The sequence below is a fragment of the Vibrio antiquarius genome, from assembly GCF_000024825.1.
Taxonomy (GTDB): domain Bacteria; phylum Pseudomonadota; class Gammaproteobacteria; order Enterobacterales; family Vibrionaceae; genus Vibrio; species Vibrio diabolicus.
The window spans coordinates 1,737,283-1,760,959 of sequence record NC_013457.1 but is presented as its reverse complement, the minus strand read 5'-3'; the positions used below and the strand labels follow the sequence as shown (position 1 = coordinate 1,760,959).

Genomic DNA, 23,677 nt, shown 5'->3' with positions numbered 1-23,677 from the left:
ATATTATCTCTTTTAGGCATGAATTCGAGTCTAGCAAAGCATGTAGCTCTCAGAATGGGAGCTACATGGAAGTGATATTAAAGAATTTCAAACTCAATAAATAAATGGCAACGGAATAAGCTCTAATCCTAGTACACCACTGATCCCCATCACCACTAGCAGTGAGACTTTAAACACCGACTTTGACCAAGCGATGTAGTTGCTGTCATCAATGCTGCGAAAGGTCACTTTCGTCCACATAAAGCAAACGACCGCCGCAACCGCTAAGTATTCATACCCAGCTTCACCAAGTAAAAATAATCCCAACGATACTGCGCCAAACGCCACGACATACGCTTTCATGTGTCGATGCGCTTTATGAATGCCCTCTTTAACTGGTAATACGGGAATCCCGGCTTCTCGGTAGTCTTGCATGCGGAACATGGCAATCGCGTACGAGTGCGGCATTTGCCAGAGACAGAACATGGTAAAGAGTAAAATCGCTTCCAAGCTAATGAAGTTTGTTACCGCCAAGTAACCCACCAATGGCGGGACTGCGCCTGAAATACTTCCCACTAAGGTTCCATACACCGAGTTACGTTTGTACCACATCGTGTAAAAGAACACGTAATACACGTAGCCAAGCAAAACGACGACAGCGGATAGTGGGTTCACTCGGATAAATAACAGTGCGGTGCCTACCAGCAATAAAGCAAGCGCATAAACAAACGCAATATCGATATTGATGTTACCTTTCACTGTTTCACGATTTCGTGTACGTGCCATCTTTTGGTCGATATCACGATCGAAAATATTATTCACCACACAACCTGAAGCGATGACTAACCCCACACCAACTAACGTTGTAACGAACAACATTAGACTAGCTGGTTCTGTTTTTGCGGCGAGGAAGAACCCCGCCGCAACAGAAATCAGGTTGCCGAAAATAATGCCCGGTTTGGTGATAGACAAATAACTTTTCAGCATACCTTGGCCTACAACTTCATGTTGACGTTCATGTTGTAGATGATCCATACCGAGCCAGCGATAAGGATAAGTACAACAATAGCGGTAAACATCAGTGATACAAGGTTCCAACGTCCGTCGGATGTTTTTGTTTCCATGTGCAAGAAGTATTTGAAGTGAACAAATATCTGCACTAATGCACATCCAAATAGAATCGCATAGGTTGTTGTATCTGGTAATGATTTCGTCCAAACAAAGTAGAACGGAATTACCGTCAGAATCAGTGAGGCAATAAAGCCTTTCACGTAATCTGACGCACTGGTTTCTACATGTTGATCCATTACATTACCCCCAGTAAGTAAACGATGGTAAAGACACAAATCCAGACGATATCTAGAAAGTGCCAGAATAGGCTTAAGCAGTTAAAGCGCATTGCCATATTGTCGTTCAGACCTTTCGTCGACAGTTGGTGATATGCTACCGCCAACCAAATCAGACCAAAGGTTACGTGCAGGCCGTGCGTACCAACCAACGTAAAGAATGCCGATAGGAATGCACTTGTTTGTGGACCATAGCCTTCTTCAATCAGGTGATGGAACTCATAGACCTCCATACAGATAAAGCCAAGACCAAACGCGAACGTTACTAACATCCAACGTTTGAGACCAGCAACGTTGTTGCGCTTCATCGCGATAATGCCAAAACCAAATGTGATACTGCTAAACAGCAGCAGCATGGTTTCTACAAACACGAATGGGAGTTCGAAAATGTCTTTACCTGTTGGGCCCGCAATTGAATTGCTCGACAACACAGCGTATGTCGCGAACAAGGTCGCAAACAGTACGCAGTCACTCATCAGGTAAACCCAAAAGCCAAATAGCTTGTTGCCATTCGTGTCATGGTGGTGATCATGGTCGTGATGTGCTGCGATATTAGTTTGCATACGTCACCTCCAGATCATCTTTACTTTCGCTGTCTTTCACTGAGTTTTTCTTCGCTTCTTCAAGCTGAGCTCGACGCTCGGCCTCAATTGCTTTGATCTCTTCAACTTCCACGTAGTAATCCACGTCATCGTTGTAGCTGTGCTGAATACACGTCACGATAATACCGACCAAACTTGCTGCCGCTAGCCACCAGATGTACCAAATCATGCCGAAGCCAAATAGGAGCGACCAAGCCGACACGTAGATGCCTGTTGCCGTGTTTTTTGGCATATGAATACGTTCGTATTCCACTTCTTTAGTTGGATCGAACTCGCCACTTTGTTTCTGGTACCAGAAGGCATCCAGCACATCACCTTTTGGCAGGTGCGCAAAGTTGTAGAACGGCGGTGGAGACGATGTTGCCCACTCAAGAGTACGACCACCCCACGGATCACCAGTTAGGTCACGGTTTTGCTCGCGGTCACGGATACTCACGTAAATTTGGATGAACTGAGACAATACGCCCAGTGCAATCACAACCGTACCTGCTGCGGCAATCGATAACAGTGGGAAGTATTCAGGGTTGATGTCTTGGCTTAAACGACGAGTCATACCCATAAAGCCCAGCGCGTAAAGCGGTAGGAACGCCATTAAGAAACCAATAATCCAAAGATAGAACGCACGTTTGCCCCAAGTTTCATTCATGGTGAAACCTGTCGCTTTCGGGAACCAGTAAGTGATCGCAGCGAAACATCCAAAGACCACACCACCGATGATAACGTTGTGGAAGTGAGCAATCAGGAATACTGAGTTATGCAGAACGAAATCTGCGCCCGGAACAGCCATTAGTACGCCTGTCATACCACCAACAGTAAAGGTGATCAGGAAGCCCACTGTCCACATCATTGGCGTCGTAAAGCGGATGCGGCCTTTGTACATGGTGAATAGCCAGTTGAAGATCTTCACCCCAGTTGGGATAGAAATGATCATCGTGGCAATACCGAAGAAGGCATTTACGTTCGCGCCAGATCCCATCGTAAAGAAGTGGTGTAGCCAAACGACAAACGCAAGAATCGTGATAACTACGGTAGCCCAAACTAGCGATGTGTAACCGAACAACTTTTTACGTGAGAAGGTTGCGGTGACCTCTGAGAACACACCAAAAATTGGCAAGATCAAAATGTACACTTCTGGATGGCCCCAAGCCCAAATCAGGTTGACGTACATCATTACGTTGCCGCCAAGATCATTGGTAAAGAAATGCATGCCTAGGTATCTATCCAGCGTTAGCAGAGCGATAGTCACCGTTAGGATTGGGAATGAAATGATGATCAAAATGTTTGCACACAGAGACGCCCAAGTGAAAACTGGCATCTTCATCATTGGCATAGACGGTGTACGCATACGCAAAATGGTCGCGAAGAAGTTCACGCCTGTTAACGTCGTACCGACACCTGATATCTGCAGCGCCCAAATCCAATAGTCGACCCCGACTCCTGGGCTGGCCTCAATACCTGAAAGCGGCGGATACGCCAACCAACCGGTGCGACCAAATTCACCTAAGCCGAGAGACATGTTTGTTAGAATGACACCAACAACAAACAGCCAGAAGCTCAAGTTATTCAGATACGGGAAAGCTACGTCACGCGCACCAATCTGTAATGGCACGATGATGTTCATCAGACCAATAACCAATGGCATCGCTACGAAGAAGATCATGATCACGCCATGGGCAGTAAAAATTTGATCGTAGTGATGCGGTGGCAAGTAACCTCCTTCACCCGCAGAAGAAAGGAGTTGCTGACTACGCATCATGACTGCGTCAGCAAAACCACGAACAAGCATCACCATCGCTACTGCGATGTACATGAAGCCAAGTTTTTTATGGTCTACTGAAGTAAACCATTCATTCCACAAATATTGCCACTTTCCGGCTTTAGTTACCGCGTAAACTACGGCTAAACCAACCAGCGCCACAACCGCTAAGGTGATGACGATAATAGGTTCGTGGAATGGAACTGAATCAAGAGTTAATCTTCCAAACATTACGATTATCCTTGGTTTTCAGGCAAACAGTTCATTGAACCAGGATGCTGAGTCACAACGTCGGTGAACAAGAACGGAGGAACGCTAGAGAACAAAGTGACTGGCTCTGCGATACTTGGCGCTGCCAGTGAGCTGTATTGCTCCCAATCTTCAATACGATCAGGGCTCGCCTTCACTTTCTGCACCCAATTTAGGAACGCAGCACGATCAGACATTGCTGAAGCTGTGAACTTCATTTGCGAAAAGCCTTCGCCGCTGTAGTTCGATGCAAAACCCTTGTAGTCACCTTCGTGGTTCGCTATCAGGTTAAGCTTGGTTACCATGCCTGGCATCGCGTAGATCTGTGTACCTAAGCGAGGGATGAAAAACGCGTTCATGATGTTGTCCGAAGTCAGTTTGAACTGTACTGGCACATCTTTCGGGAACGCCACATAGTTCACCGTCGCAATGTTTTCTTCTGGATAGATGAACAACCATTTCCAATCGAGTGACACCACTTCGATGGTCATTGGTTTAACATCACTTTCCAATGGTTTGGAGGGCTCTAGTTCATGAGTCGAACGCCATGTGATCGTCGCAAGAATCGCAATGATGATGATTGGAATTGTCCATACCACCACTTCGATTTTGGTCGAGTGTGACCACTCGGGAGCGTACTCTTCTTCAGTGTTAGAGGCGCGGTATCGGTAAGCGAAGTAAATCGTCATTAAAATCACAGGGATTACAACGATCAACATCAGCAAAAGAGCAGTAATAATTAGCTCTTTTTCCTGCACACCAATGGCACCTTTGGGGTCAAGTAAAGCTGAATTACATCCTGAGAGCATAAGTATGACGGACGCCAAACTTCCCCTCGACAAGATGCGTTTATATCTTGAGGCTTCCATTAACTTTCTCGATGGTTGTCTGGTTTAAAAACCAATGCCAATCACAGTAAATAAGAGCTCAGAAACAGCGCAGGGGAATGTTTGATAAAAAGGCAAAAATTTTGATAAGTATTTATTCTACTTACAAATTTTTCAGCGCCGTTATCAAGCATCTTAACCAGCTAGAATGAACAATTACTTGCTACGATTGGTATCAAGCTAAGAACCAGTTGTTATAGTCATTAGAATGTTTATGTGTTGAGCATGAGTAACGTCGGGATCAGAGCGAAACAAAACGGAATTGAGTGGAGATCAAAACCACACTATTAGTGTGAGTTTATTGTTACACTTTGAAACACAATGTTACATTTGGCGCATTATGAGGAGTAAAAAGTTAAAGCTCATTAGCCACAACTGGAAACTAACCTTCCATTAATGAAACTCACACTCTTTCAAGAGGACATTAACCTCAACACGAACTTCACGTGCTTCAAAGTTAATGTCTTTTGAAACAGACAGTTGCAAATTCATTTTGATGAGACTGACTATCAACTGCATTTACATAGATAGCTTGAGTACGAAGGGGAAATTAAAAGTGGAAAATTGTGATCAATATCAAATTAATGATTTCACTTAGTATTTGAGTGGTATTTACTTCTCATTATTTACTTTTGGCAAACCATTCGCAGGGCGAATCCAAATATGAGTAATAAACACTTACGTTACCCAGAACTGGCTCTCGGAAAAATAGGAAATGCTGAAAGGGAAAGAAGCTTGTCATTCCGGTCTGTGGGACCTAACCCTAGAGCTTTTACATACGAATGCCTCCATCCACTTCTAAAACTCTGCCAGTAAAGTAATCACTCTCAAGAATGTATTTTACTGCATGCGCGATTTCACTTGTTTCACCCATCCTTCCAATTGGGATCATCTTTTCTAGCCGTTCTATGGCTTCTGGTTTCATTTGCTCTGCCATCGCGGTATGTACCACACCTGGTGCAATCGCCGCCGCGCGGATACCGTATCTTGCTAACTCACGGGCCCACGTTGTTGCCATGGTTGCGACCGCCGCTTTAGATGCAGAATAATTGGTTTGACCGATATTCCCTGCTCTCGCGACACTAGAAATATTGATGATAACGCCTTGTGAACCGCTCTCAATCATCTTGACGGCAGCTTCACGCCCACACAAAAATGTCCCCGTAACGTTGACGTTCATGACCAAATTGAATTGATCCAAAGACATCTTACTGATCACGCCGTCTTTTGATTTTACAAGTAACCCATCTCTTAGCACGCCAGCGTTATTGACTAGCCCATTGAGTTGGCCAAAATCTTGGATAACCGCTTCAAACGTGTTTTCAACATCGATTTCGCTCGTTACATCCACTTGATAAGTCAACGCTTTTGCGCTCAGCATTCGGCACTGCTCTTGTGTTTCCATTAAGCCGCTAGCGTTTACATCTAATAACGCTAAATCTGCACCGGCTTGAGCAAGCGTAATTGCCATCATTTGCCCAAGTCCCTGCCCTGCACCTGTAATGGCAATGACACTATTTTTAATATCCATAGTTACTGCACTCCGTCGCTAATAATGTTCCCTATTTCAAGCCTGTTTAGGAGGTCCGAAATGATGAGTTTTACTTCACCATTTCAGACGGTTTTGTAGCAAAACTCAGTCTAGCCCTTCTTACTCTTGTAAAACTCAAACAAGCTTGAGAAGTCGAGCTCGCCATGGCCGCTCGCGTTGTGGAAAGAATATAAATTACGCGCCAGTGAGCCCATCGGAACCGAAGAGTGTGTTTGTAACGCCGCATCTAACCCCAAACCGAGATCTTTCAACATGAGTTTGCTCATAAAGCCCGGTTGGTAATCGTTGCTGGCTGGTGCACTGTCCATCACTCCTGGGCAAGGATTGTAAAGCTCCAATGCCCAATTTCGGCCAGAGCTTTGCAGCATGATGTTTGATAACACTTTGGGATCGAGCCCATGATCGATACCTAGATTTAGCGCCTCGCACGTACCGGACATTAAAATGCCAAGCATAAGGTTGTTACAGATTTTCGCCATTTGACCATCGCCCGCTTTACCGGCATGGAAAACATTTTTTCCCATGTACTGCAAAATGGCATTGGCTTTAGAAAACGCTTCATCCGAGCCACCAACAATAAAGGTTAATGTCGCCGCTTTAGCGCCGGCAACACCACCCGAAACGGGCGCATCGACAAACAACACGCGTTTATTTGCCGCTTCATTCGCGACTAATCGCGCGGAGTCCGGATCAATGGTTGAACAATCAATCATCAAGGTACTTGGCGAGACAAGATTGAGGACACCTACGCCGCCGTGTAAGTCGCCAAGATACACGGAACGAACGTGAGATCCTGCTGGTAGCATCGTGATGACCGTGCTTGCACCATCCACGACTTCCTCGATAGAGCTCGCCACCACCGCACCAAAAGGTGCAAGTTGCTTTGCCGCTTCGCTATCGACATCGAATACTTGCACGTTAAATCCAGACGCTAATAGGTTTTGCGCCATCGGATGCCCCATTCTTCCTAAACCGATAAATGCGATGGTACTCATGATCATTCTCCTTATTGACCTAGTGTTTGTTCACCCAAATCAGCAAGCGGATGTTCGTCATCCGGCCAAAGTGAGGTAAACAAGGTATCGATGACATCTTCATCGACTTCACTGACACTGTTAAACATCCAGTTAGGTTCGCCATCCCGGTCAATAAGCCGAGAACGGACGCCCTCTTTAAACTCACCTAATAAGGCGCTGCGAACCGATATACTCAGCTCCAAGCGGAAGCAATCTGCAAGTGGTAAGCTGTGGTATTCTTTCACTTGTCTGAAGCAAATATGCGCGGTGATTGGACTGCCCGCGGCGAACGTTTGTTTCGCGTTTTCTATCCACTGACTGTTCCCTTCGATAGCCATGATTCGCTGTGCTATCGCATTAAGATCAAAGCCTTTGCACGCTTCCTCTATCTGATCTAAGTATGGACAAATTTGCGTGGTTGGTTTGCTATCAATAACCTGTTCTTCCATTAATTGTAGTAGCGCAGTTACCAACTCTTTCGCATCTTCTTTGCCCCACTGGAGCCGCTTTAGCTCATCCAGTAAGGTGGGATACTGCTCTTCCAACAGTAACCAATCGGCCAAACCAATAGTGACAGCGTCACTTGAATTCACCATTGAACCTGTCAATCCGAGGAATAAACCCACTTGCGGATCTATCTGGCTTAAAAACCACGTACCTCCCACATCAGGATACAGTCCGATATTGATTTCTGGCATAGCAAGGCGTGATGTTGTTGTCACAACTTTATGGCTGGTTCCCATAAAAAGTCCCATTCCACCGCCCATGACAATACCTTCTCCCCAACCGATAATGGGCTTGTTGTAAGTGTGAATGAGATAGTCACACTCATACTCCAACGAGAAATAGTCCGTACAGAACTCTACGATTTTTTCTTTACTCTCGTTATGCATGACGTGATACATAGCTCGAACATCGCCACCAGCGCAGAATGCTTTTTCTCCAGCGCCGGTTAGTACCACACAAGTCACATGCGGATCATCTTGCCACTTGATAAGCTGATCGTTGAGTTGGACCAACATGTCATACGTCAATGCATTCAATGAAGCGGTGTTGTCTAACGTTGCGATACCAATGCGGTGCACGCCATCTAAGCACTCTATTTCACTGATGGTTACCATCCCTGCCATGTGGCCTCCTATCGATTTTTCCATTGCGGTGGGCGTTTTTCTAAAAAGGCGCGAACACCCTCAACTTGATCTTCCGTATCAAAAAGATTCAGAAACAACTCTCGCTCTTTCATTAAGCCGTGCTTAAGTGGCGCAGAGCGCATATTTTGAATGAGCGCCTTACATGCGGCGACAGAAGATGGTGACTGGTTCGCAACAGATTCAGCAAGCTCCAACGCTTTACTTAACGCTTCGCCTTTGGGAACCAACTCCTCAGCCAAGCCTAGTTCTTTTGCTTTGTCAGCGCTAACTTGTTCTCCACATAAAATGATGCGCTTTGCCCAGCCTTCTCCTACTAACGCTGTGAGGTTTTGGGTACCGCCAGCGCAGGGCAAAAGTCCGACTTTGGCTTCAGGTAAAGCAAGTACCGCTTGCTCTTCAACTACTCGAATATCACAAGCTAATGCTACTTCTAAACCTCCGCCCATGGCGTAACCATTAATGGCGGCAATGGAAACACCACGGAATTCCGAGAGTGTTTCAAACGCTTCACCAAAGCATCGCGCCATGTCTAACGCAACCGCTTTGTCACCATCAGAAAATAGCTTGAGATCCGCACCAGCAGAGAAAAACTTTTCTCCACTGCCGGTTAAAACCAGTGCGTAGACCTGCTTATCATCGTTAAGTGTGAGTATCAGCGACTTCAGTGCCTTGAGGCTCTCTGCTGTCCACGTATTGGCTGGCGGGTTGTTCATCGTCACCACCGCAACGTGATTAGCGATCGTATGTTGAATGGCTTCTTGGGTTAATGGCATATATGAATCCTTTCTCAATGAACAAATCCAATACTTCGCTACAGCAAGGTCGACTCCTCAGAGAGCAAACGGCGCGCGATGATTAAACGCATAATTTCGTTCGTTCCCTCCAGAATTTGATGCACACGCACATCTCTGAAATGACGTTCCATTGGATACTCTTTGATATAACCATAGCCGCCATAAAGCTGCAGCGCTTGGTCGCAAACCTGAAAGCCCACATCGGTTGCGAACCGTTTTGCCATCGCGCAATAAGCAGTGGCATCTGGGTCATTTCGGTCGAGCTTACTGGCGGCATAGCGCACCAACTGCCGCGCAGCCACTAGCTCTGTCGCCATGTCTGCCAATTTGAATTGTAAGGCTTGAAACTGCGCAAGCGGCTTGCCGAACTGCTTACGTTCTTGAATATACCATGCCGCCTGATTAAGGGCCTGTTGAGCCGTACCGACGGAGCAGGTCGCAATATTTATACGCCCTCCATCAAGCCCTTTCATCGCAAAGACAAAACCTTGCCCTTCTTCGCCCAGTAAATGGCTAGCTGGAACAACGACATTTTCAAAAGTAACCGCTCGTGTTGGTTGGCTATTCCAACCCATTTTGGGTTCTTTGCGCCCATAGCTGATACCACCTGCTTGAGCAGGAACAACAAATGCAGACACGCCTTTGGCACCCGCTTCTCCAGTTCTCGCCATCACGACCAAAACATCTGTCTCTCCTGCGCCAGAGATAAAGGTTTTGCCACCGTTGAGCACATACTTATCCCCCTTTTTTGTAGCGGAAGTGGTCAGTGCAGCGGCGTCTGATCCTGCGTTGGGCTCGGTTAAGCAATAGGAGCCTAACCACTCCCCCGTAACTAACTTCGGACAGAACTGCGTTTTGGCTTCATCAGTAGCAAAACTGGCTATCATCCAACTGACCATGTTGTGAATCGTCATAAACGCCGTAGTAGACGTACATCCCATGGCCAGTTGTTCAAAGATAATTGACGCATCTAAGCGACTCAGCCCTAGGCCACCTTGCGCTTCTGGAGTGTAGAGGCTCAGGAAGCCTAACTCTCCAGCCTCTCTCAATACATCTTTGGGGAAGATCTGTTTTTCATCCCACTCCGCCGCCATCGGCGCTAAACGCTCATCGGCAAATTGCTGAGCGGTATCGGCAAATGCACGTTGATCTTCATTAAGTTCAAAGTCCATAAAAACTCCTTCTATTCACTCAGCGCAGTTGGATGGTCAAATTGGGCCCCGTTGGAATATCGTCATCAAACCAACGTGCCGTCACCGTTTTAGTCTCGGTATAAAAACGTACCGCTTGTTTACCATACGCATGCAAATCGCCATAGAAACTGCCTCTCCAGCCTGTAAAAGAGAAAAATGGCAAAGGTACCGGAATAGGCACATTGATCCCGACCTGACCGACTTGAATGTCATGCTGATATTTTCTTGCAGCAGCGCCATTAGCCGTAAAAATGGAAGTGCCGTTCCCGTATGGGTTGCGATTCACTAACTCAATGGCTTCTTGTAACGTATCCAGTTCCATGCAAACCAAAACAGGGCCAAATATCTCTTGCGTGTAAATCGACATATTCGCTGTTACACCGCTAAACAAGGTTGGGCCAATCCAGTTTCCATCGGGAAAGCCTTCCACTTCACACTGACTGCCATCGAGTTCACACACTGCGCCTTGTTGTTTGCCATCTTCAATTAGGTCCAATATGCGTTGTTTAGCTTGTTCACTAATGAGTGGGCCATAAGCAGCTTGCTCATCGTCCCAAGGCCCTGGGTGTACTTTCGCCATTGCCTGTTTGAGGTCTGTAATCCATTGTTTTGAATCGCCGACAAATACCGCGACAGAAATCGCCATACAACGTTGCCCCGCCGCCCCAACGGAGGCCCCCACTAGGTTATTCACCACTTGTTCTTTGTTCGCATCAGGCATGATCACCATGTGATTTTTAGCACCAGCAAAAGCTTGAACCCGTTTAAAATGTTTAGTCCCTGTGGTGTAGATATAACGGGCAACAGGAACCGAGCCAACAAATGACACCGCTCGAATGTCAGGATGAGCCAGCAGAAAGTCGACTTGGTCTTTGCGACCATGAACAATTTGCAACACTCCTTTCGGCGCGCCAGCTTGCTCAAATAGTTCGGCTAAACGAATAGAGGTCAACGGCACTTGTTCGGAGGGTTTAAGCACAAACGTATTGCCCGCCGCGATGGCGATTGGGAACATCCACAACGGAATCATGGCAGGAAAGTTAAACGGCGTAATGCCGCAACACACACCTAGGGGCTGAATCATTGAGTAACTATCAATATCCGTGGCAACGTTTTCGACGGTTTCGCCCATCATATTGCTGGCAATGTTTGCAGCCTGCTCAACAACCTCTATACCTCGCCACACATCGCCTTTAGCATCCGCTAAAATCTTACCCGTTTCATGAGAAAGCAGTGTGGCAAGCTCATCATGATGTTCTTTGAGAAGGTGCTGATAACGAAGCATGACTCTGGCACGCTCGGATACTGCCACTTCCTTCCAGGATTGGAATGTCTCTTTCGCATTATCAATGGCGGCTTCCATCTCGTGATCCGTTGAGCAGGGAACGTACGCAATGACATCATTGGTGGCAGGATTGGTCACCTCAACCCAATCCGAAGTTTGAGATTCACGAAACTCTCCACCAATAAACAAGGGAACCAAACGAGTCATCATTTACTCCTTTCTGATTTCAATTAAAGCGGTATTTCAATGCCTATCGCCGTTGCCTCTCCACCACCGATACAAAGTGACGCAACGCCTCGCATCACTTTTTTGGCGTCTAGATCACCGTCGGTACCTAAAGCTTGTAGCTGACGCAAACTATGAATCAATGTCACCAGAATTCGTGCGCCACTTGCGCCTATCGGATGCCCGAGTGCACACGCTCCGCCTTTAATATTGACTTTGCTCATATCAAGCCCAAGTTCTGCTACCGCGATTTGTGTCACGACAGCAAAGGCTTCATTGATTTCCCACAGATCCACTTCGTCAATTGACCAATCCAACTGGGACAACAACTGTTCAATCGCATAAACGGGAGCCAAAGTATATTCAGCAGGTTTTCTGGCGTGTGTGGCGTGAGACTTGATAACGGCGAGTGGCTCAAGACCTTGGTGGATCGCAGTCTCTTCATCCATTAGAACAAGCGCTGCAGCGCCATCGGAAATCGCACTCGAATTCGCAGCGGTCACCGTGCCTTTTTTATCAAATGCAGGTTTGAGTTGAGGGATTTTATCCAGATCAATCGAGCGCGGGTGCTCATCGTAATCCAGCGTTCCTTGTTCAGACTTGGTGTTGAATTCAATCGGTGAGAGCTCGTCGGCAAATAAACCTCGTTCTTGAGCTTCCAACGCACGTTTTGCCGACATCACTGCCCATTCGTCCATGTGCTCTCTGGTGAACTTAAGCCTGTCTGCGACGTGCTGAGCATAAACACCCATTAAGTGCCCTTCGTACGCATCTTGCAATCCATCGAGAAACATGTGGTCATACGTCGACTGGTGGCCCATGCGCATTCCCTTTCTCGCCTCTTTCAATAAATACGGCGCATTGGTCATACTCTCCATACCACCAGCAATGGCCGTTCGAATCGTTCCAGCTTTGATAAGATCGTGCGCCAACATGACGCTCTTCATGCCGGAACCACACACTTTATTGATAGTCGTGCACCCTACACTCATGGGTAAATCCGCACCAATTGCCGCTTGTCTCGCCGGGGCTTGCCCACAACCCGCAGGGAGCACACATCCCATGAAGACTTCATCTACAGATGTCACATTCACTTCGTGCATTGCCGCCTTGATCGCCAGTGCGCCTAATTGGGGAGCGGAGTAAGTTTGCAACTTTCCTTGAAAGCGCCCGATCGGCGTTCTCTTCGCGCTGACAATCCAGATGTCTTTTTCCATGATTCGCATTCCCTTGAGGTATATGTGAACACTAGACTGACTGATAACGCCCTTGCATGACATTGCTTACCAAGTGCTACGCCAGTCTTTGTCGCCCTTTCTCACTGACAAACTTTCATACTGCGATTTCTTGACGTTTACGTAAGCATAGCACTAGCCTTTACAATGAGATGAAAAAACACACCAAGTAGGCGTTTATCTTTCAAAATTTGCGTTCGGCCTTTCCGATGAAGGTTCGATTTCCAGAAACTGGATTTTTATTCGAGGTAAGTATGTTATGGAAAAATACAAGATCAGTGACCTCGCCAAGGAGTTTGATATTACCACTCGCAGTATCCGGTTTTATGAGGACGTAGGTCTGATTGAACCAGAGCGAAAAGGCAACATGCGCGTTTATCAACGCAGAGATAAAATTCGTCTCAAACTGATTTTAAGAGGGAAACGGCTCGGTTTTTCACTGGCAGAAATTCGTGAACTTTTCGAGCTCTATGACATGCAACAAACCGAAGGACAGTTATTGAAAATGCTCAATATCATTGAAGAGAAACAAGCCGTCCTACAACAGCAACTCAATGACATCAGCGTCGTAATGGCAGAGTTGAATGCCGCTAAAGAACGCTGTATTCAAACACTCAAAAGCAAAGAGACATAACCGCTATACTCAAATAGCGACACTGCAATCGGCTTTTCCACCTTACCTCTGATATCGGGAGACGTTATGAAAAGCACCTACACCCCACTCAATTTCGGACTTGGTGATACCATCGATATGCTCCGAGACCACGTTAATGCCTTTGCTACGGAACATATTGCTCCCATCGCCGCAAATATAGACCGCGATAACCAGTTTCCGAAGCATTTGTGGCCTTTGTTTGGAGATATGGGGTTGCTCGGTGTCACCGTCGATGAAGAATTTGGTGGTGCAGACATGGGATACCTCGCTCACGTTGTTGCAATGGAAGAAATCAGCCGTGCCTCTGCGTCTGTCGCTTTAAGCTACGGCGCTCATTCTAACCTGTGCGTCAATCAGATCTTTCGCAATGGCACGCCTTCTCAACGCAAGAAATACCTTCCCAAACTCATCGATGGTACGCACGTTGGCGCCCTAGCTATGAGCGAGCCCAATGCCGGTTCAGACGTGATAAGCATGCAACTGAAAGCGGAGAACAAGGGTGACCATTTTGTACTGAATGGCAACAAAATGTGGATCACTAACGGTCCCGACGCTGACATAGTGGTGCTTTACGCTAAAACGGATGTCAATGCAGGTTCACGAGGTATTACCGCATTCATTGTTGAACGCAACGTCGAAGGTTTCAGCCATGCTCAAAAGCTGGATAAACTAGGCATGAGGGGCTCGAACACTTGCGAACTTGTATTTAACAATTGCGTAGTGCCGAAAGAGAATATTCTTGGCGAGCTGAATCAAGGCGTCGAGGTGTTAATGAGTGGACTAGATTACGAGCGCGTCGTCCTTGCTGCCGGACCACTCGGGATAATGCAAGCTTGCATGGACATTGTGGTCCCGTACGTACATGAACGAGAGCAGTTTGGAAAATCCATTGGCGAGTTTCAGTTAGTTCAGGGCAAGATCGCCGATATGTACTCTCGAATGAGTGCAGCAAAAGCGTATGTATATACCGTCGCAGCGGCTTGTGATCGAGGTAACGCAACACGCAAAGATGCCGCAGGAGCGATTCTGTACAGTGCAGAACTCGCCACACAAATGGCACTTGATGCAATACAGTTGCTCGGTGGGAATGGCTACATCAATGAATACCCTGCTGGTCGTTTGCTACGTGATGCAAAGCTTTATGAAATCGGCGCGGGTACCTCAGAGATTCGCCGCATGTTAATAGGCCGAGAACTGTTCGAAGAATCTCGCTAAAGGAACATACGACAAGGAAGTCATTATGGCCATTATCAAAAGTAAAACTAAGCCAACTGACGAGTTATTTCTTTCCAATAAAGCTGCGATGGAAACGTTGGTCACTCAACTGAATCAACATATCGAGACCATCAAACAAGGAGGCGGTGAAAAAGCCATTCAGCACCAGAGGCAAAAAGGAAAACTCCCCGCACGAGAACGCATCGCGCGCTTGCTTGATGACAACACTGATTTTCTTGAAATTAGCCAGTTTGCCGCCTGGCAAGTGTATGACGAATCCATCCCCTGCGCTGGCGTTATCGCCGGCATTGGTTTCATAGCGGGGATTCAATGTATGGTCATCGCCAACGATGCTTCGGTAAAAGGCGGAACCTACTACCCACTCACGGTAAAAAAACACCTTAGAGCGCAAGAGATAGCCCAACGTTGCCAACTCCCCTGCGTATACTTGGTGGACTCCGGTGGCGCAAATCTCCCTCATCAGTCCGACGTCTTCCCCGACAAAGAACACTTTGGTCGCATTTTCTTTAACCAAGCGAGGATGTCAGCAAAAGGCATCCCTCAGGTTGCTGTTGTGATGGGGCTTTGCACTGCTGGGGGCGCATATGTTCCTGCCATGGCGGATGTGTCCATTATGGTCAAAGAGCAAGGCACCATATTTTTGGCGGGACCGCCTCTGGTGAAAGCGGCCACTGGCGAAGTCGTGACGGGTGAAGAGCTCGGCGGTGCAGACGTGCATTGTCGTAAATCTGGTGTTGCTGATTATTACGCTGAAAATGATGAGCATGCCCTAATGCTTGCCCGAGAAGCCATTGCCAATGCCAATAGAGCGAAACCGATTAAGCCGGAAAACACCGTGCTACCTCCCCGCTACGATGCTGAAGAAATCTACGGAATCGTGAATGCCAACTTACGACTATCATTCGACGTCCGAGAAATCATCGCCCGCATCGTCGATGATTCTGATTTTGACGAATTCAAAGCCTTGTACGGCAGAACGTTAGTGTGTGGCTTTGCTCGCATTCACGGACACTTGATCGGCATTGTGGCAAACAACGGCATCTTGTTTTCTGAATCGGCACAAAAAGGCGCGCACTTTATTGAACTTTGCGCCAAACGGAAAATACCGCTTATCTTTCTCCAAAACATTACCGGATTTATGGTCGGGAAAAAGGTGGAAGAAGAAGGCATCGCAAAACATGGCGCCAAGCTGGTGATGGCCGTCGCTTGTGCTGACGTACCAAAGTTTACCGTAATCATCGGTGGGTCGTACGGCGCTGGCAATTATGGCATGTGCGGCCGAGCTTATGATCCAACCATGATGTGGATGTGGCCGAACGCTCGTATTTCTGTGATGGGCGGAGAACAAGCGGCAGGCGTCTTAACACAAGTTCGAAAAGACGCGAAGGAACGCCAGGGAGAAGCGTGGTCAGAGCAAGAAGAACACACTTTTAGAGAATCGATCATAGACTTGTATGAAACACAAGGACATCCCTATTTTGCGAGCGCTCGGCTATGGGATGACGGAATTATTGACCCCAAACAAACGCGTCAGGTGTTGAGTCATGCGCTGACGGCAGCATTAAATGCCCCCATTCCTGATAGCGAGTTTGGCGTCTTCAGAATGTAAATATCCAGAGATAAATTAAGGAAGTAAGTATGCAGGAAATGCAACCAAGCATTATTCCCAACGCCCAAAGACAAGATGACGTTCTTTGGCATGTCGATGACAATGGCGTAGCGACCATCACTCTAAACAGAACAGCCAAGCACAATGCTTTTGATGCTTGTACGATCGACTTGCTGATCCACCGCCTAGATTATCTCGCTTTACGAACGGATGTGCGATGCTTGGTATTAAAAAGTAACGGCAAGCACTTTTCATCCGGGGCCGACCTGAATTGGATGCAGTCGATGGCCGACAGCACGAGGCAAGATAATTTCGTTGATGCCCAAAACTTGGCAAGACTCATGGAAACACTAGATTCGTTCCCTCAACCCACCATCGCGGTTGTACAAGGCTCCGCTTATGGCGGCGCGCTGGGATTGATTTGTTGCAGTGATATCGCCATCGCAAGCCAATGTGCTAACTTTTGCTTAAGTGAAGTTAAGCTTGGTTTAGTTCCGGCAACCATTGCGCCTTACGTCATGCGCGCGATGGGGAATCGACAAGCTAGACGCTATATCTTAAGTGGTGAAGTCATTTCAGCCGAGGATGCCGAACGGTTTGGTATTGTGCACGAAGTGAAAGAAGCCAAACAACTTGAAAATGCGGTCGATAGCGTGATCAAGACGTTACTACTTAATAGCCCAGATGCGATGCGCAAAGCGAAAACGCTCTGTCACCAATGTCATCAAAACCCCATCGATCAACAACTGATTCACTATACCAGCAAGCTCATTGCGGACATTAGGGTATCGCCACAAGGCCAAGATGGCTTGCAAGCGTTTCTTGAAAAACGAAACCCAAGTTGGGTAACCAAATCACAGGACAAGTAATGCTGCCTTCCAAAGTAAATATTGTCGAAGTAGGTCCACGAGATGGGTTGCAAAATGAATCTCCTGTTGCGACCCAGACTAAAATCCGGTTGATCAACTTACTCTCTGATACTGGGCTAACGCATATTGAGGCGGGCTCTTTTGTTTCGCCCAAATGGGTGCCACAAATGGCGGACTCAACAGAGGTCATGAAAGCAATAACAAGGCGAAATCATGTTACTTATTCTGCCCTGACACCAAATCTAAAAGGCTTCGAACAAGCCTTGGAGGCTGGTGCCAATCAGGTCGCAATTTTCACTTCATCATCAGAAGGATTCTGCCAACACAATATCAATTGCTCGATTGCAGAAAGTTTAACTCGCTTCGAGCCTGTAATGCGATTAGCCACCAAACACAGCATCCCTGTTCGAGGTTATCTATCCTGCGTTGCAGATTGCCCTTACGACGGTCCAACAGCCCCTAAACAGGTGGCGAGCGTGACCAAATCGCTCATCGATTTAGGGTGCTATGAAGTATCCCTAGGCGATACAATCGGCACAGGCACGCCAAATCGAATTGCTGCTATGCTGGAAGCCGTCATGTTGGTTGCACCTCTTCCCCAGCTTGCTGTCCATTTCCACGACACATGGGGACAAGCTCTCACCAACATTTATCAGGCACTGAGTATGGGCATCAACACCATCGACAGTAGTGTAGCTGGGCTGGGTGGATGCCCATACGCTCATGGCGCATCAGGGAATGTCGCAACGGAGGATGTACTGTATTTATGCCAAGGGTTAGGAATAGAGACGGGGATCGACTTAGAGCTACTGGCTAAAGCTGGCTGGATGATCAGCGAAGAGCTGGGTCGGCAGCCTACATCAAAAGTGTCATTAGCATTGCGTAACCGCGTATTATCACTTTCGTAGAAGGCCATCCGGCACCTCAAATTCTCCCAACCCAAGTTAATTTGCTCTACTTTCGGGTAGGGAAGCGAAACCGCCCGCCAGTACGATAAATAATTAGAGAAAATAAGATAAGCACACAGCCTACTAGCTTATTTGCCGTTAGCACTTCGCCATACCACAGCACGCTTAGAATGACGGTCCAAACTGGCTCTAATATCATGATCAAGGCAGCATTACCTGCCTGAACAAATTTTTGCCCCATGGTTTGCATTACGTAACGCAAGCTCGTCGCTAGCAAAGTGCTCAACGCGAACCACCACCAAATGGAGGAGTCAACCTCTGCCGGAAAAGACTCCATAAAGAAAGAAACCAACAAACCTAAACAACCAGCAGAAAAAAGCTGCACGCAAGTAAGCAGCAACACAGGTAGTTTTTGAGAGTATTTGCTGTTCACATTAAAATGAAGCGCCAAAACCAGTGCTGCACCAAGAAACCAAAATTGACTGGCCGATTGCTTCCAACCGCCAACTAAAGAGAGACAGGCGAGACCTAATACCGCGATAGGCAAAGAGAGCCAGAAAATTCGTTGTGGTCGTTGACGAAACATAACCCACGCAACAATAGGCACAAATAGCATGGAGAGACTCATGATAAATGCGCCTTCCCCGAGCGTGTCGCTGATGGAGATGGCGTAAATCCATGTCATAACGGCACTGCCTAACAGGAGCCCGACACCACCAGCAGAAAGCACATCTTTCAAATTCGCTTTGAGCAAAGGTCGATAGCACAACGGCAGCAGACAGAGCGATGCAATAGTAAATCGCGCCCCGATAAAGCCGAAAGGTGGTAAACCCTGTATTGTTTCCTTAGAAAAGATCCAACCAAGTGCCGCGATCATCGTTGTCGCAACCAGAATAACCGTCGCTTTGCGTTCTGAGTTAAACATAAGTACTCACAAAATATGGAACACAGTATCGCAGCAAGGGAAGTTTGCTGCGCTGTTGTATCAATTTGAAAGGAGTTTCTGTCGAGCGGAAGTGAAAGCCCGATTCTCTCCTGTGTTGTTGTTAAGCAGATTGAAGTTCTGCGGTCGGATACATTAAAGGCAGGTAAAGTCTTAAGGCAAGCGTTTTCGTATACTAAATTGCCTAAGCATCTTATGCACTAAACAAACTGGCTAAAATTTGGACCGGATGTCGAACGACCTCCCCTTCAAAACGCTTAACTTGACTGCGGCAGGAGTACCCCGTGGCTAACACACGCTCAGTGGGCAGGTTCTTTATATTCGGTTTCCAACTCAGTTGATAAATAGCTTCAGACGTACTTTTCTTATCCACTTCATGGCCGAATGTCCCTGCCATACCGCAACATCCCGCAGGTATCACATGCAGTTTTAAGCCAAAGTGATGAAAAATAGACTGCCAAGATTTCTCAGTCTGCGGTATTTTGGTCTTTTCTGTGCAATGCGCCATCAAATACCAAGGCTCTTCATCCGATGCGCGTACAACTGGCCATTCATTGAGTGTATCCACCAGCCATTCATGAGCCGTATAAACTGTAAATTCGCCCCGCTTTTCTTTTAGAACCTGATGGTATTCATCACGATAACAAAGCACTAAGGCAGCATCGATACCGATCATAGGAATTTCAAGCTCAGCAACTTGGTTGAGAAAATCCGAAGTGTTTTGTGCATTTCTGGCGAATGCCTTAAGGAAACCTTTTACATGTTGAGCTTTCCCATTAGGTTTGAAAGGCAGAACAACAGGGTGTTTCCCTAACCGCTGCAATAACTGAATAAAGTCCGCAACCAACTCGGCTTCATAAAAGCTGGTAAATGGATCTTGAACAATCAAGACGTAATTTTGCTTCACTTCTGGGGAAAGCGATTCTAGATACGCAAAGTCAAACGGGCTCACGCCAAGTGCCTGACATCGATTTTGCAACGTAGGGATAGATAGCACTGGCGAATCAATAAAACCGATGGATGTCTCTAATACCTGCGTAACGGGCCGAGTAGATGCAATTTGATTAACCAGCTTGGGGGCTTTTGCCATAATCGGCAGCAGTTGCTCAATATTCGACACCAGATAGTCGCGCAGAGGTCTGCGATAACGTGAGTGATAGAGGTGTAAAAAACGCGCTCTAAAATCAGGCACATCAACTTTAACAGGGCACTGACTCGCACACGCTTTGCACGCTAGACAGCCATTCATCACCTCATAAACTTCATGCGATAGGTCATCAGATGTGGGGCGAGATATCAGTTGACTCAGCTTCTGAGCCAAAAGCTTAACCGATAACGTTTGATTGAGAAGCTGTTGTTCGTTAGCGAGCAAATCGAAGCCACTGTCATTAAGGCGACGCAGCCATTCACGCATTATCCCAGCCCTCCCTTTCGGAGAGTGGCGACGATCGGCTGTTACTTTAAATGATGGACACATTGGGCTATCAGCATCGTAATTAAAACACAGCCCATTGCCATTGCAAGACAGCACGGGCTTAAGCGACTCTCGGACTTCTACGGGGATCTGACGATCATAGTAGCCACGCTTGGTCGCTGTGACTTTTACCATTTCAGCGTCGCTATTCAGTGGCGTGCAAATCTTGCCCGGGTTCATTTTATTGTCGGGGTCAAACGCCGCTTTAATGCGCCTTAATTCAGTAAAGAGCTCATCACCAAAGAAGGCAGGTCCATATTCTGAACGATATCCTTTACCGTGCTCTCCCCACATTAAACCATTGTATTTTGCCACCAGCGCGACCACATCATCGGATAGTTGATGCATCAACGCTTCTTGCCCAAGGTCACACATATCGAGCGCCGGACGCACGTGAAGGACGCCAGCATCCACATGCCCAAACATGCCATAATGCAGGTTATTGCTGTCTAGCAACGTACGAAATTCCGCGATAAAGTCCGCCAAATTTTCAGGCGGCACACAGGTATCTTCCGCGAATGCAATCGGCTTTGCCTGACCTTTGGTCGCGCCAAGCAGCCCAACCGCTTTCTTGCGCATTCCATAAATAGCCTGGATGTCTTGGGGTTCACGACAGACTTGATAACCGATGATACCACTGCGGCGGTGAGCCATTTCTTTATCGAGAATTGAAAGTAAGCGTTCAACTTTATCCTCAATATCATCGTTGTGACTGCCTGCGAACTCGACAAAGTTAATCCCTTGCATCTCTTTGCCCTGCACATCTGAGATCGCGTGTTTTACCGAGTGCCAGACAATGTCTTCTCTTGCAAGATTAAGCACCTTTGCATCAACCGTCTCTACCGATAGCGCCTCTGCTGCGACCATCAAGGGAGCATTTCGCAATGCAGAATCAAAGCTATCGTATTTAACGTTCACTAACCGTCGCGTGGTAGGTATTCGCGTAAGATTGAGCTTGGCTTCAGTGATAAAAGCTAACGTACCTTCAGAGCCACATAATATTCTCGTGACGTCAAACTCTTCACTCTTGTCGTTTATGGCATTTTTTAGGTCATAACCAGTAAGAAATCGATTCAGAGGAGGAAACTTATCCAGAATCTGTTGACGCTTGTCTCGACAAACTTCCTCCGTAATTTTTAACGCTCGCGATACTACATCACTGTTTAACCATTTGTTTTGTTGAATTGCTTCGGTATCGAGCACCGAACCATCCGCCAATACGGCTTTGAGCGCCAACACATGATCCGAGGTTTTACCATATTGCAAAGAGCCTTGGCCTGATGCATCGGTATTAATCATCCCACCTAATGTTGCGCGGTTGCTGGTCGACAGATCTGGCGAGAAGAAATAACCATAAGGGCGAACGATGTCGTTGAGTTGATCTTTGACTATCCCAGTTTCCACTCTCACCCAGCCTTCCTGCTCGTTAATCTCTAACACTCGATTCATGTAGCGAGACAGATCAACCACGATCCCCGAGTTCAATGATTGTCCGTTGGTGCCCGTTCCGCCTCCTCTGGGCGAAAAGGTCAGGTGCTTAAATTCATCACGTGCACTGACCTTGCCAAGTATTACCACATCATGATGGTTGGCAGGAAAGACGACCGACAAAGGAAGTTGCTGGTAGACGCTGTTGTCAGTCGCCATACTCAATCGAGTGGTATAACGAGCATCAGTATCCCCCTTGAAACCAAGTTGTTTAAGGGTGTTAAAGAACTTGATAACCACAGGATCAGAGGAAACCTGTAGCGGAAGTGCAGGAAGCATAATTTGAATCGGTGCCTTACGGTTGTCTTTTTAGGTTCGTAACATGAATGCGGAGTTAAAAGTGGTAGAGGCGCTTGGGGTTATCGACCAGAATCTTGCCAAACAGTGTCGTATCTTGCGTCCAGTGCCACAAGGTATCTAATAGCTGGCCATCATTTGGCATCTCAGCAGCAAAACATGGATGAGGCCAATCCGAGCCCCAGACGCATTGCTCTTCATTCGCTTCTAACAAAGCTTGAGCAAACGAAGAAACGTCATCATAAGGCGGAGATTGAAGCGACAAACGATACGGTGCCGACAATTTTGTCCACACTTTCCCTTCGGCCTTAAGCTTCAATAAGGTTTGAAAACCAGGATGAGAAATCAGCTTGTTTGTTGGCATATGTCCAAGATGATCAATCACTACGGGCACGGGTAAAGCCCTTAATCGCTGATATAAGTCATCAAACTGCGAAACATCAATTAAGCATTGAAGGTGCCAGTGTCGCTCTGCAAGGCGAGCCGCTAAACGTTCAACATCACGCCACTCAATACCACCTTTAAACAGCAGGTTCATCCGCACCCCACAAAATCCGGCTGCTTGTAGCTCATCCAGCGTTTGCTCGGACACATCCGCATCCACGACCGCGAGGCCTTTGTAGTCGTAACCTTGCTGGCGTAAATACCGTAATGTATCAAGATGCAACTGGTTGTCATTGCCATACACACTCGGCTGAACCAGCACGCCATGACGGATGCCTAATTGCTGGTGCAAATGCAGGTACGCGCCGACGCTGGCATCGGGTGGCGTGTAGGTTCGCGTTTCACAGTACGGATAACGTGAAGAAAAAACGTGGGCATGACAATCAACCGCGCCTTCAGGAATCGCGATTGTTGGTTTATTTACAAATGGGTCAGCCGCTTCACAAAATGGAATTATGCTCATCGAAAATCATCCTGTCAGAAA

20 protein-coding genes are annotated in these 23,677 nt (G+C 47.1%); 5 read left to right on the top strand and 15 right to left on the bottom strand.

Annotation, left to right across the window (positions count from 1 at the left end; genetic code table 11):
- Positions 1 to 93: 93 nt before the first annotated feature.
- The 12 genes from cyoE to VEA_RS22675 all read right to left on the bottom strand — a co-directional run bounded on the left by cyoE (position 94) and on the right by VEA_RS22675 (position 13,252).
- Positions 94 to 1,014, bottom strand: a complete 921-nt coding sequence (gene cyoE / locus VEA_RS22730) for a heme o synthase (RefSeq protein ID WP_031780178.1) — start codon at positions 1,012 to 1,014, stop codon at positions 94 to 96.
- Positions 975 to 1,286, bottom strand: a complete 312-nt coding sequence (gene cyoD, locus VEA_RS22725) for a cytochrome o ubiquinol oxidase subunit IV (protein ID WP_012842490.1) — start codon at positions 1,284 to 1,286, stop codon at positions 975 to 977. Before cyoD ends, cyoE begins: the two co-directional genes overlap by 40 nt.
- Positions 1,286 to 1,888, bottom strand: a complete 603-nt coding sequence (cyoC, locus tag VEA_RS22720; protein ID WP_012842489.1) for a cytochrome o ubiquinol oxidase subunit III — start codon at positions 1,886 to 1,888, stop codon at positions 1,286 to 1,288. Before cyoC ends, cyoD begins: the two co-directional genes overlap by 1 nt.
- The gene (gene cyoB / locus VEA_RS22715) at positions 1,878 to 3,914 is read right to left on the bottom strand and encodes a cytochrome o ubiquinol oxidase subunit I (protein WP_006742444.1); all 2,037 of its coding nucleotides are present in this window, start codon (positions 3,912 to 3,914) and stop codon (positions 1,878 to 1,880) included. The genes cyoC and cyoB overlap by 11 nt, the downstream gene beginning before the upstream one ends.
- A gap of 5 nt (positions 3,915 to 3,919) precedes the next feature.
- A complete protein-coding gene (cyoA, locus tag VEA_RS22710; RefSeq protein ID WP_005388604.1) occupies positions 3,920 to 4,801 on the bottom strand; it encodes a ubiquinol oxidase subunit II in 882 nt (293 codons plus the stop codon).
- 790 nt (positions 4,802 to 5,591) lie between these two features.
- Positions 5,592 to 6,350, bottom strand: coding sequence for an SDR family oxidoreductase (locus VEA_RS22705; RefSeq protein WP_005390975.1), 759 nt, complete (start codon positions 6,348 to 6,350; stop codon positions 5,592 to 5,594).
- A 110-nt stretch (positions 6,351 to 6,460) separates the two neighbouring features.
- On the bottom strand, positions 6,461 to 7,366 hold the full coding sequence (mmsB, locus tag VEA_RS22700) for a 3-hydroxyisobutyrate dehydrogenase (RefSeq protein ID WP_005390978.1): 906 nt from the start codon (positions 7,364 to 7,366) through the stop codon (positions 6,461 to 6,463).
- Between the two features lie 11 nt (positions 7,367 to 7,377).
- Positions 7,378 to 8,517 carry an enoyl-CoA hydratase/isomerase family protein gene (locus VEA_RS22695; protein WP_012842488.1) on the bottom strand — a complete coding sequence of 380 codons (1,140 nt, stop codon included), beginning with the start codon at positions 8,515 to 8,517 and terminating at the stop codon, positions 7,378 to 7,380.
- 8 nt (positions 8,518 to 8,525) lie between these two features.
- Positions 8,526 to 9,311: an enoyl-CoA hydratase gene (locus VEA_RS22690; protein WP_006742441.1), complete on the bottom strand. Its 786-nt coding sequence runs from the start codon at positions 9,309 to 9,311 to the stop codon at positions 8,526 to 8,528.
- Between the two features lie 38 nt (positions 9,312 to 9,349).
- Positions 9,350 to 10,504 (bottom strand): acyl-CoA dehydrogenase family protein, encoded by a 1,155-nt coding sequence (locus VEA_RS22685; protein WP_006742440.1) that lies wholly within the window; start codon positions 10,502 to 10,504, stop codon positions 9,350 to 9,352.
- A gap of 19 nt (positions 10,505 to 10,523) precedes the next feature.
- A complete protein-coding gene (locus VEA_RS22680) occupies positions 10,524 to 12,017 on the bottom strand; it encodes a CoA-acylating methylmalonate-semialdehyde dehydrogenase (RefSeq protein WP_012842487.1) in 1,494 nt (497 codons plus the stop codon).
- A gap of 23 nt (positions 12,018 to 12,040) precedes the next feature.
- Positions 12,041 to 13,252: a thiolase family protein gene (locus VEA_RS22675; protein ID WP_012842486.1), complete on the bottom strand. Its 1,212-nt coding sequence runs from the start codon at positions 13,250 to 13,252 to the stop codon at positions 12,041 to 12,043.
- Positions 13,253 to 13,529: 277 nt separating this feature from the next.
- Here VEA_RS22675 and VEA_RS22670 point away from each other — a divergent pair, with 277 nt between their 5' ends.
- From VEA_RS22670 to VEA_RS22650, 5 genes are all read left to right on the top strand, one after another.
- Complete coding sequence (locus VEA_RS22670; protein WP_012842485.1) at positions 13,530 to 13,904, top strand: MerR family transcriptional regulator; 375 nt, start codon at positions 13,530 to 13,532, stop codon at positions 13,902 to 13,904.
- Positions 13,905 to 13,970: 66 nt separating this feature from the next.
- Positions 13,971 to 15,140 carry an isovaleryl-CoA dehydrogenase gene (locus VEA_RS22665; RefSeq protein ID WP_006742437.1) on the top strand — a complete coding sequence of 390 codons (1,170 nt, stop codon included), beginning with the start codon at positions 13,971 to 13,973 and terminating at the stop codon, positions 15,138 to 15,140.
- Positions 15,141 to 15,165: 25 nt separating this feature from the next.
- Positions 15,166 to 16,770 (top strand): carboxyl transferase domain-containing protein, encoded by a 1,605-nt coding sequence (locus VEA_RS22660; protein WP_006742436.1) that lies wholly within the window; start codon positions 15,166 to 15,168, stop codon positions 16,768 to 16,770.
- Between the two features lie 29 nt (positions 16,771 to 16,799).
- A complete protein-coding gene (locus tag VEA_RS22655; RefSeq protein WP_006742435.1) occupies positions 16,800 to 17,639 on the top strand; it encodes an enoyl-CoA hydratase-related protein in 840 nt (279 codons plus the stop codon).
- Positions 17,639 to 18,547, top strand: coding sequence for a hydroxymethylglutaryl-CoA lyase (locus VEA_RS22650; protein WP_006742434.1), 909 nt, complete (start codon positions 17,639 to 17,641; stop codon positions 18,545 to 18,547). Before VEA_RS22655 ends, VEA_RS22650 begins: the two co-directional genes overlap by 1 nt.
- A 46-nt stretch (positions 18,548 to 18,593) precedes the next feature.
- Here VEA_RS22650 and VEA_RS22645 read toward each other — a convergent pair whose 3' ends face one another.
- The 3 genes from VEA_RS22645 to VEA_RS22635 all read right to left on the bottom strand — a co-directional run bounded on the left by VEA_RS22645 (position 18,594) and on the right by VEA_RS22635 (position 23,656).
- Positions 18,594 to 19,472, bottom strand: a complete 879-nt coding sequence (locus VEA_RS22645) for a DMT family transporter (RefSeq protein WP_006742433.1) — start codon at positions 19,470 to 19,472, stop codon at positions 18,594 to 18,596.
- Between the two features lie 211 nt (positions 19,473 to 19,683).
- Positions 19,684 to 22,731: a D-2-hydroxyglutarate dehydrogenase YdiJ gene (gene ydiJ / locus VEA_RS22640; protein WP_006742432.1), complete on the bottom strand. Its 3,048-nt coding sequence runs from the start codon at positions 22,729 to 22,731 to the stop codon at positions 19,684 to 19,686.
- A gap of 55 nt (positions 22,732 to 22,786) precedes the next feature.
- Positions 22,787 to 23,656, bottom strand: coding sequence for an amidohydrolase family protein (locus VEA_RS22635; RefSeq protein ID WP_006742431.1), 870 nt, complete (start codon positions 23,654 to 23,656; stop codon positions 22,787 to 22,789).
- Positions 23,657 to 23,677 lie beyond the last annotated feature (21 nt).